Here is an 8,425-nt window from a genome sequence, read left to right on the forward strand (position 1 = left end):
AGCGAGCACAGTGACCACGACAGCGCAGGGCCTCGGCCGCCCCGATGCGGCAGCCGTGACCGAAGCCCTCGGCCGGGGAAACTGCGGCGAGGTCGCCGGTGACGCCGGCCGCCGGGCGCAGTACTCGGCCGACGCCTCCAACTACCGGCAGGTCCCGCTGGCGGTGGTCTTCCCCCGGGAGCGAGAGCACGTCCTCAACGCGCTCGCCGTGTGCCGCCGGCTGGGCGTGCCGGTCACCTCTCGCGGAGCGGGCACCAGCACCTCCGGGCAGGCCGTCGGCTCCGGCGTGGTGCTCGACTTCTCCCGCTACTTCAACCGGCTGCTCGCCCTGGACCCGCGGGCCCGTACCGCGACGGTGCAGCCGGGCATCGTCCTGGACGACCTGCAGACGGCCGCCGCCGAGCACGGCCTGCTGTTCGGTCCCGATCCGTCCACCCACAGCCGCTGCACCCTCGGCGGCATGATCGGCAACAACGCCTGCGGCACCCATTCGGTGGCCTGGGGCCGCACCGCGGACAACGTGGTGGAACTCGAAGTGGTCACCTACCGCGGCACCGTGGTGCGGCTCGGTGAGATGACCCAGGACGAGATCGACGAGGCCGTCGCCGCGGGCGGCGACCGGGGCCGGCTCATCGCGTCCCTGCACCGTCTCGCCCAGCAGAATCTGGCGATGCTGCGCACCGAGCTGGGGCGGTTTCCGCGCCAGGTGTCGGGCTACGCGCTGGAGCACCTGCTGCCCGAGTGCCGCTTCAACCTAGCCAAGGCTCTCGTCGGCAGCGAGGGCACGCTGGCGGTCGTCCTCTCGGCGACCGTCCGCCTCATCTCCCCGCCGCGTGCGCGAGCCCTGGTCGTGCTCGGCTTCCGGGACGCCTGCGCCGCGGCGGACGCGGTGCCCGCGCTGCTGGACCACCGGCTGCTGGCGCTGGAAGGGCTCGACCAGGCGCTGACCGACATCGTCACCCGGCCCGAGACCCGTGCGGCGATCGACACCCTGCCCGTCGCGCAGGCATGGCTATTTGCCGAACTCGGTGGGACCGCGGACGAACTGCCCCACCGTGCCCGGGCACTCACCGCGGCAGCCGAGCAGGCAGCAGGGTTCACCGGCAGCGAGGTTGTCACCGACCCCGTGCGCGCCCGCCGGCTGTGGCGGATCCGCGAGGACGGGGCGGGCCTGGCCACCCGCCTGCCCGACGGGTCCGAGGCATGGCCCGGATGGGAGGACGCGGCGGTCCCGCCCGAGCGGCTCGGCCCGTACCTCCGCAGCTTCACCGAACTACTGGAACGGCACCAACTGCAAGGGGCCGTCTACGGGCACTTCGGCGAGGGCTGCCTGCACGTGCGCATCAACTTCGACTTCACCACCGAGCAGGGCACCGCCGTCTTCCGCGCCTTCGTCACCGACACCGCCGAACTAGTCGCCGCGCACGGCGGCTCCCTGTCCGGCGAGCACGGCGACGGCCAGGCCCGCTCCGAGCTGCTGCCTGTGATGTACGGGCCCGACGTCATCGCCCTGTTCGAGCAGTTCAAGAACATCTGGGACCCCGACAACGGCCTGAATCCCGGCATGATCGTGCAACCGCTACCCCTCGACACAAACCTGCGCGTCAGCCCGCACCGCACCCCGCTGCCCCTGACCACCGTCTTCCCCTTCCACGCCGACGACGGCGCCTTCGCCAAGGCCACCCGCCGCTGCGTCGGCGTCGGAAAGTGCCGCACCGCCGCCCACCGCGGCGACGTCATGTGCCCCAGCTACCGGGTCACCCTGGACGAGAAGGACTCCACCCGCGGCCGTGCCCGCCTGCTGTACGAGATGACCCAAGGCGAGGTGATCACCGACGGCTGGCGATCCACCGAGGTCCGCGACGCCCTCGACCTGTGCCTGTCCTGCAAGGGGTGCAGTGCCGACTGCCCGGTCGGCGTGGATGTGGCCACCTACAAGTCGGAATTCCTACACCATCACTACAAGGGACGCATCCGGCCTGCCTCCCACTACACGATGGGCTGGCTGCCCCTGCTCTCCCGCCTGGTCGCCCGCGTGCCGCGCCTGGTCAACGCGCTGACCGCATCCCGTCTCGCCCCGCTGATCAAACGCCTGGGCGGCATCGCCGCGGAGCGGGAGATGCCGCGGTTTGCCGAGCAGACCTTCCTGTCGTGGTTCCGCACCCGCACTCCCGATGGCGACGGACACCGCGGACCGGTCATGCTGTGGGTCGACTCCTTCAACAACCACTTCACCCCCGAGGTCCTCAAGGCCGCAGTGGCCGTGCTGGAGCACGCCGGCTTCCGCGTTCAGGTCCCCGACGGCACACAGTGCTGTGGACTGACGTGGATCACCACCGGGCAGCTCGGCATCGCCCGCCGCATCGCCGGGCGCACCGTCACCGCACTGGCTCCGGCCGTACGCGCCGGGACGCCCGTCGTCGGCCTCGAGCCCAGCTGCACCGCAGCCCTCAAGTCCGACCTGCCCGAACTTCTCGACGGCAACGCCGACGCCCGCGCCCTGGCCCAGACCACCGTGACCCTCGCCGAACTCCTCGTCCACCACGCACCCGACTGGCGGCCCCCGCGCATCGAAGCCCGATCGATCAGCCAGACGCACTGTCACCAGCACGCCACCTCCGGCTTCAGCGCTGACAGCACGCTGCTGCAGACCATGGGTGTCGACAACAGCAGCTTGGATTCCGGCTGCTGCGGGCTGGCCGGCAACTTCGGTTTCGAGCGCGGCCACTACGAGGTGTCCGTCGCCGCCGGCGAACAGGTCCTGCTGCCTGCCGTGCGAGCAGCGTCGCCCGACACCGTTGTCCTCGCCGACGGCTTCAGTTGCCGCACGCAGATCGCCCAGCAGACCGACCGCCGCGGCACCCACCTTGCCGAGCTGATTGCCCGCGCTCTCGCCTCCCACCGTCCCAGTGCCTGAATCCGACCCCAGACAAGGAACCACACGTGACTGACGCACTCTCCCTGGTTGACGACTGGGGACCCGAGAAGATCGTTGTCGTCTCCCACCGGCGCACCGGTATGAAGGGCGTCCTGGTCATCGACAACACCGCCCGCGGTATGGGCAAGGGCGGCACCCGCATGAGCCCTCACGTGACCGTGGACGAGGTGGCCCGCCTGGCCCGCGTCATGACGTGGAAGTGGGCGAGCGTCGACCTCTTCTACGGCGGCGCGAAGGCCGGCATCGTCGCCGACCCGGCCTCCCCCGACAAGGAGGCGATCCTGCGGGCCTTCGCACGTGCCCTGTCCAACGAGGTGCCCCGCGCTTATGTGATGGGGCTGGACATGGGCCTGACCGAGGACGATGCGGCCATCATCCAGGACGAGCTCGGCGACCGTGGCGCCGCTGTCGGCACCCCGGAACACCTCGGCGGTGTCGCCTACGACGAGCTCGGCGTTACCGGCTACGGCGTCGCCGAGGCGACCGACGCCGCCGCTCAGCACCTGAGCCTGCCGCTGGGCGGTTCCAGGGTCGCCATTCAGGGCTTCGGCGCCGTGGGTCATGCCGCGGCCGCGCGGTTCGCCCAGCTCGGTGCCACCGTCGTCGCCGTCTCCACCGCCAGAGGCGCACTCTACGACCCCAGCGGCCTGGATGTGCAGGCCCTGCTCACCGCCCGCGAGGAGCACGGCGACGACTTCGTGAACCAGCACCCCCAAGGGGCCGTCATCGCCCCCGGTCGGGAACTGACCGTCGATTGCGACATCCTGGTCCCCGCCGCCCTGCAGGATGTCATCGACGACGACACTGCCCACCAGATCAAAGCCAGACTCGTTACGGAAGGCGCCAACCTGCCCACCTCTCCGCAGGCCCAGGAGATCCTCGCGCAGCGCGGCATCGCCGTCCTGCCCGACTTTGTCGCCAACGCGGGCGGCGTTGTCGCCGCCGCATTCGCCATGGACGCCCGCTATTCCGGTTTCCGTCCCGAAACCCCCACCATCTTCCAGACGATCTCCGACCGACTGCGCGCCAATGCCGTCGCCGTCATGGAGGAGGCGGAGCGCCGCGGCACGACTCCTCACCGCGCCGGTCGCAGCCTCGCCGAGGAACGCGTCCGCACCGCCATGCACAGCAAGGGACGCATGCCCTGAGGCGCCGCAGGCGTGCAGGACGGCGGTGAGTGTCGCTGCGGTTCTTTCGGACGGCTGGTGCCCGGCGCTGGATTCCATCTGCTGAGCATCCCCCTCGCCATCGCCGAGGAGGGCGGCATCACGCGGCGTGGTCTACCGTCCACTCACCGCGCCCCTGCCCTCCCACTCCACCTGGCCCTGGGCCGGCACACGGTGTGAGTTCTTGGGTTCCGTTCGTTCGCTAGACGGCCGTGAACTGCTGTCTCGGGTCTGAGCTGGAGATTTCGTGGCGTGAGCGTCGTGTCATCTGAACAGCGCAGATTGCCATAGGTGAACTCATGGCCAGTGGTGCGCGGGGCTGTGGGCTGTGAGTCCGTTAATGGGCTGGAATCTCGTAGATATCTCGGGAATCCCTATGGCTCTAGCGGCATTTGTGCAGGTCAGGGCGACGGTCGACGTGGTGCACGTTGTGCTGTTCAGCGCAGCATGCAGGGGTTCAAGGGGGCCGGGGTCCAAGAAAAAGGGTCCGCAGCCTGTAGTTGTGATGGCTTGCTCGACCCTCCGACGAGGGCTGGCGCCTCAACGCGGGTGCGGGAGCGGGCCGGGAGCCGTACGTCCCGGTGGCCGTGAGCGGCGGCGGTGGCCCGCACTGTGGGCGGCTCATCGGACTGTCCACGCCTTCGGCGGCCCCGGTTCCTGGCGAGGTGTCAGGGTGCTCACGGGCTACGGGTGTGCTTCCTTGGTTCGATCGGCGCGTGTTGCCTGGTGTGGGGAGGCGACAGGTGTATGCAGGCAGGGAGCCTGGGGGGCTACACGTTCTGGGTGGATCGGGGGTGTGCCGGTAGTGGGTGGCGCGTACGAAGAGCTATTGCAGACGGGCAAGTTGGGGCCGGAGACGTTTCAGCTGTTGCGGCGTCTGGTGCATCAGGTCCGCCGGGCGTCGGGGTTTCCTCCGCCCGAGGGATATGCGGAGTGGAGTGATGACGCGGCCTACGACGTAATCACGGCCATGCTGACCCGTGAGGGCGCGGGGCAGTTGTTCGTGACCAGTTGCTTCGCCCAGGCCGCGGACGAGGCTTCGCTGGAGCGGCTGTTCCTCGCGTCGATCAAGAACTTCCTCATCGATGAGGCGAAGAAGACCCCGCGGGGCAAGCTGCGGCGCCGCATCGCCCGGCTGATGGGCGCCGACGCATCCTTCCGCCGGGCGCCTGGCTCCCCGCCGCGTTGGATGCTGAGCGAACACCCTGAGGGCGCGGTCTGGCAGGGCGATCCGGATGATCTTGTCGTCGAAGCCTGGCGGGTACGTGGGGTGGGGATCACCCGCTGGAACCATTCCGGCCCGACTCCCGCGCAGACGGTCCGAGCCCTCATAGCCATCCTGACGCAGGTCCTGCGGCATGCGCGGGGGGCGGTGCGGGAGGAGGACCTGGCCAAGGTCCTCGAGTCCCGGTTCGAGCTCCTGTCATCGGCCCGTTTCACTCCTCTCTACACCGACGACGGGGCACTGGCCGACCCGGTCGAGGCGGCTGCGGCGGCCGACGCCGCGGCCGCTGGCGCTGCCGACATCTGGGAGCGGTTGAGCGCCAACGAGCGCCTGCTGCTGCCCTACCTGGACGAAGACGCCCATCATGCAGCGCAACTGCTGGAAATCGGGCCGGCGCAGGCCGAGGCCGTTCTGGCGGGCCTGAAGGCAAGGCTCCGGCTTGCCCTGTCGCAGGACAGCGACCGGACAGCAGTCATGGGAGCACTGCTGCGGCGCTGTGCGGAGCCGCCCCCTGAACCGCCCCTGTGACGTCGTCCGTACTGAGTGGGAAGAGAATGCGCTGATGGACCACAGCCAAGGAGAGGGGGAAACAGGATGAACCCTGCCCACAGCAGCGCCTACGAACGGCTGGTGGCCGCCGCGGCCGGGCTGAAGGTGCCCGACGCCGTCCGGGAGGTCGCCACCGCGCCGCCGCGGGATCCTGAACCCGGTCAGATCTGGCGGGCCGTGTGGGAGCGCACCATCCAGCTGCTGGTGATCACGGCGGTGGACGACGACACGGTGCACGCCATCCCGGTCTCTCTGGAACGCTACGCCGACGCCAGCACGCTGCTGCTGGCCGCCGAGGCCTCCACGCTGGAGCAGCCGCTCGCCCTGTGGTGGGGGTTGAAACAGCCGCTGCCCTGGTATGTGCTGGACCGCCAGGTCAGCCAGCTGACGGTGCCGCTGCCTGCCTCCCTGCACCCCGATCTGCCGCACACCGCGCCGCGAGGGGCGCGATGGGGCTCCGCCCCGCTGTCATCCGCCGCGGCGGATGCCGAGTACCGGGGTGCTTTGGTGGACACCTTGGCGAGGCTGAGCGCCGCGCGATGGGTGCCGGAAGGATCCGGCGCGCTGCCGCAGCTGCTGCAGCAGCGCGGTGTCACCGTGGCGCAGCTCGGATCGCAGCTCGAGCTGCCAGCCGCCCAGGCCCTGCCGGTGTGGCGCGGGCAGTACCCCCTCACCGCCGACCAGGCCGAGAAGCTCGCCGTCCTGCTCGGCCTGGGTATGGACGAGGTCCTCGCCGCCAATCCCGCGCTGCCGTCCGCTGTGGTCACCGAGCTGAACCGGCCGCTGCGCCGCAGCCAGGTGCGTGCCCTTGCCGCCCGGCACCTGGAAGGCGAACACCGGGCACGGCTGCGTGCCGCCTACGGCATTGTCGCGCTGGCGGCCCGCCAGGAGGACCGCACACACACGGACTGGGCGGCGCGAACGGACGGCTACTTCGAACTGAGACTGGGCCAGTAGGGGGTTGCCGTGGTCAACTACGTGCTCGCGGCAGCCGCCCGCACCCAGGCGGCCGCCATGATGCAGGAGCTGGACACACAGCGGCCGGATGCGGCCCGGCGCCTGGCCCAGGGGGCTCTCGCTGAGATGCAGACCTGGCCGGAGCTGACTGTCCGGCGCGTTGCCGAGGCGGCGACCGGCGCGCGGTGCAGCGTCGCCGGTGCCTACGAACCCGGCCCGCCCTCTCAGGTCATCGTCGCCGACTCCGCCAGCCACGCCCGGCGGGACTTCACCGCCCTGCACGAGCTGGGCCACCACCTGCAGCAGAACAGCTTCGCCCTGATGGACGCCTTCACAGGCCAGCCCGACGGCGGGGTGCTGCTGGAGGACGCGGCCTGCGACGCGTTCGCCGCCGAGATCCTGCTGCCAGCCCCGCTGGTAGAGCGTCACCTGGCCGCCGACGGGCCCACCGCTCCCGACATCGTGGAACTGTGGCGTGCCAGCGGTGCCTCCCGCATGGCGGTGTGCGTCCGCGCCGCTCAGCACCTGCCCGCCCCCGGACACGTCCTCCTCCTGGACACCGACGGCCAGGTCGCCTTCGCCGCCTCCCACGGCCTCCCGCCGGTCCGGCGGGGCAGCTTCCAGGGCGACATTCCCACCATTGCCCAGGCCCGGGCAGGCCAGGGCCGTGCCAACGGGCGCACCCAGGTCCGCTACCGCGACGGCATCCTGGGGCAGGAACTGCATGCGCAGACCGCACCGATGGACGGCTACCTGGTCGCCGTCCTCGTCACCGACTCGGCGCCCTGGCGCACCTTCACACCCCCCACGAAGGACACCGGCCCCCAGGCACGCGAGTACATCTGCGAGCACTGCGACGAGGAGTACCGCTCCTTCGAACCCGCCTGCTCCGCATGCCGCGTCCCCAACTGTCCCGAATGCGGCCGCTGCGCCTGCCCGGCCCGCGTGACCGAACGCCTGTGCCCGGGATGCTTCACCCTGCATCCGCCCGCGATGTTCGCCGACGGCGCCGACCGCTGCCTCGACTGCTCCTGACGTCCCGCAGGCCCCTTGAGGACACCCTCGTTTCTCTACCCGCGAGTTACGTCGTCCGTCCCGGGCAAAGCACCCCGCACCGGGGTGACGGGCCCCGGCGCCGGCTCCGGGGCCCCGTCGCACGAGGCCGGCAGAAGAAGACAACGATGGCCATCAAGATCACCGCGGTCCGCCTGTCCGGCGGCACCACGCACCAGCACATCACCCGCCTGTGGTGGACCAACCCGGCGACCGCCAAGAGCGGCGACAACACCCGGGCGGAGATCGTCACCTGGATCGAGGACGAAAAGGGCCAGGCGTACACGAGCGACGCAGGCGGACACCGGGCGACGGTCGCCGTGGTCACCCCGCCGCTCGGCGAGAAGTACCTGCGGACCCACGCCGACGGGGTGTGGACCAACAACCTGTTGGCCCTGCCCCGCCGCTGAACAAGCCCGGCCCCCGGGCGAAAACGGGCGAGCCGGGCCGCGCTGAACCTCCGGCGTGCGCGGCCCGGCTGCCCGCGGACCGCGCCAGCACGCGCCCGTCGCGGTCGGCGTCCGCAGGCGGGGCCGA

At 70.8% G+C, this 8,425-nt stretch carries 6 protein-coding genes; all 6 read left to right on the forward strand.

The window, feature by feature from the left end; translation table 11 throughout:
* Nucleotides 1–10 precede the first annotated feature (10 nt).
* Nucleotides 11–2,917: an FAD-linked oxidase C-terminal domain-containing protein gene (locus R2S09_RS36625; RefSeq protein WP_316745521.1), complete on the forward strand. Its 2,907-nt coding sequence runs from the start codon at nucleotides 11–13 to the stop codon at nucleotides 2,915–2,917.
* Between the two features lie 26 nt (nucleotides 2,918–2,943).
* Entirely contained in the window at nucleotides 2,944–4,086 is a 1,143-nt protein-coding gene (locus R2S09_RS36630) for a Glu/Leu/Phe/Val dehydrogenase dimerization domain-containing protein (RefSeq protein WP_316745522.1), read from the forward strand.
* 814 nt (nucleotides 4,087–4,900) lie between these two features.
* Nucleotides 4,901–5,857 (forward strand): hypothetical protein, encoded by a 957-nt coding sequence (locus tag R2S09_RS36635; RefSeq protein ID WP_316745523.1) that lies wholly within the window; start codon nucleotides 4,901–4,903, stop codon nucleotides 5,855–5,857.
* Between the two features lie 66 nt (nucleotides 5,858–5,923).
* Nucleotides 5,924–6,835 (forward strand): hypothetical protein, encoded by a 912-nt coding sequence (locus tag R2S09_RS36640; RefSeq protein ID WP_316745524.1) that lies wholly within the window; start codon nucleotides 5,924–5,926, stop codon nucleotides 6,833–6,835.
* A gap of 9 nt (nucleotides 6,836–6,844) precedes the next feature.
* Nucleotides 6,845–7,870, forward strand: a complete 1,026-nt coding sequence (locus R2S09_RS36645) for an ImmA/IrrE family metallo-endopeptidase (RefSeq protein ID WP_316745525.1) — start codon at nucleotides 6,845–6,847, stop codon at nucleotides 7,868–7,870.
* Nucleotides 7,871–8,016: 146 nt separating this feature from the next.
* Complete coding sequence (locus R2S09_RS36650) at nucleotides 8,017–8,298, forward strand: DUF3892 domain-containing protein (protein ID WP_316745526.1); 282 nt, start codon at nucleotides 8,017–8,019, stop codon at nucleotides 8,296–8,298.
* Nucleotides 8,299–8,425 lie beyond the last annotated feature (127 nt).

This window comes from Streptomyces sp. MK7, assembly GCF_032658145.1.
Taxonomy (GTDB): Bacteria; Actinomycetota; Actinomycetes; order Streptomycetales; family Streptomycetaceae; genus Streptomyces; species Streptomyces spiralis.

Coding starts and splice junctions, on each gene's coding strand:
- R2S09_RS36640 (WP_316745524.1), top strand. CDS start 5,924: ATGAACCCTGCCCACAGCAGCGCCTACGAACGGCTGGTGGCCGCCGCG.
- R2S09_RS36650 (WP_316745526.1), top strand. CDS start 8,017: ATGGCCATCAAGATCACCGCGGTCCGCCTGTCCGGCGGCACCACGCAC.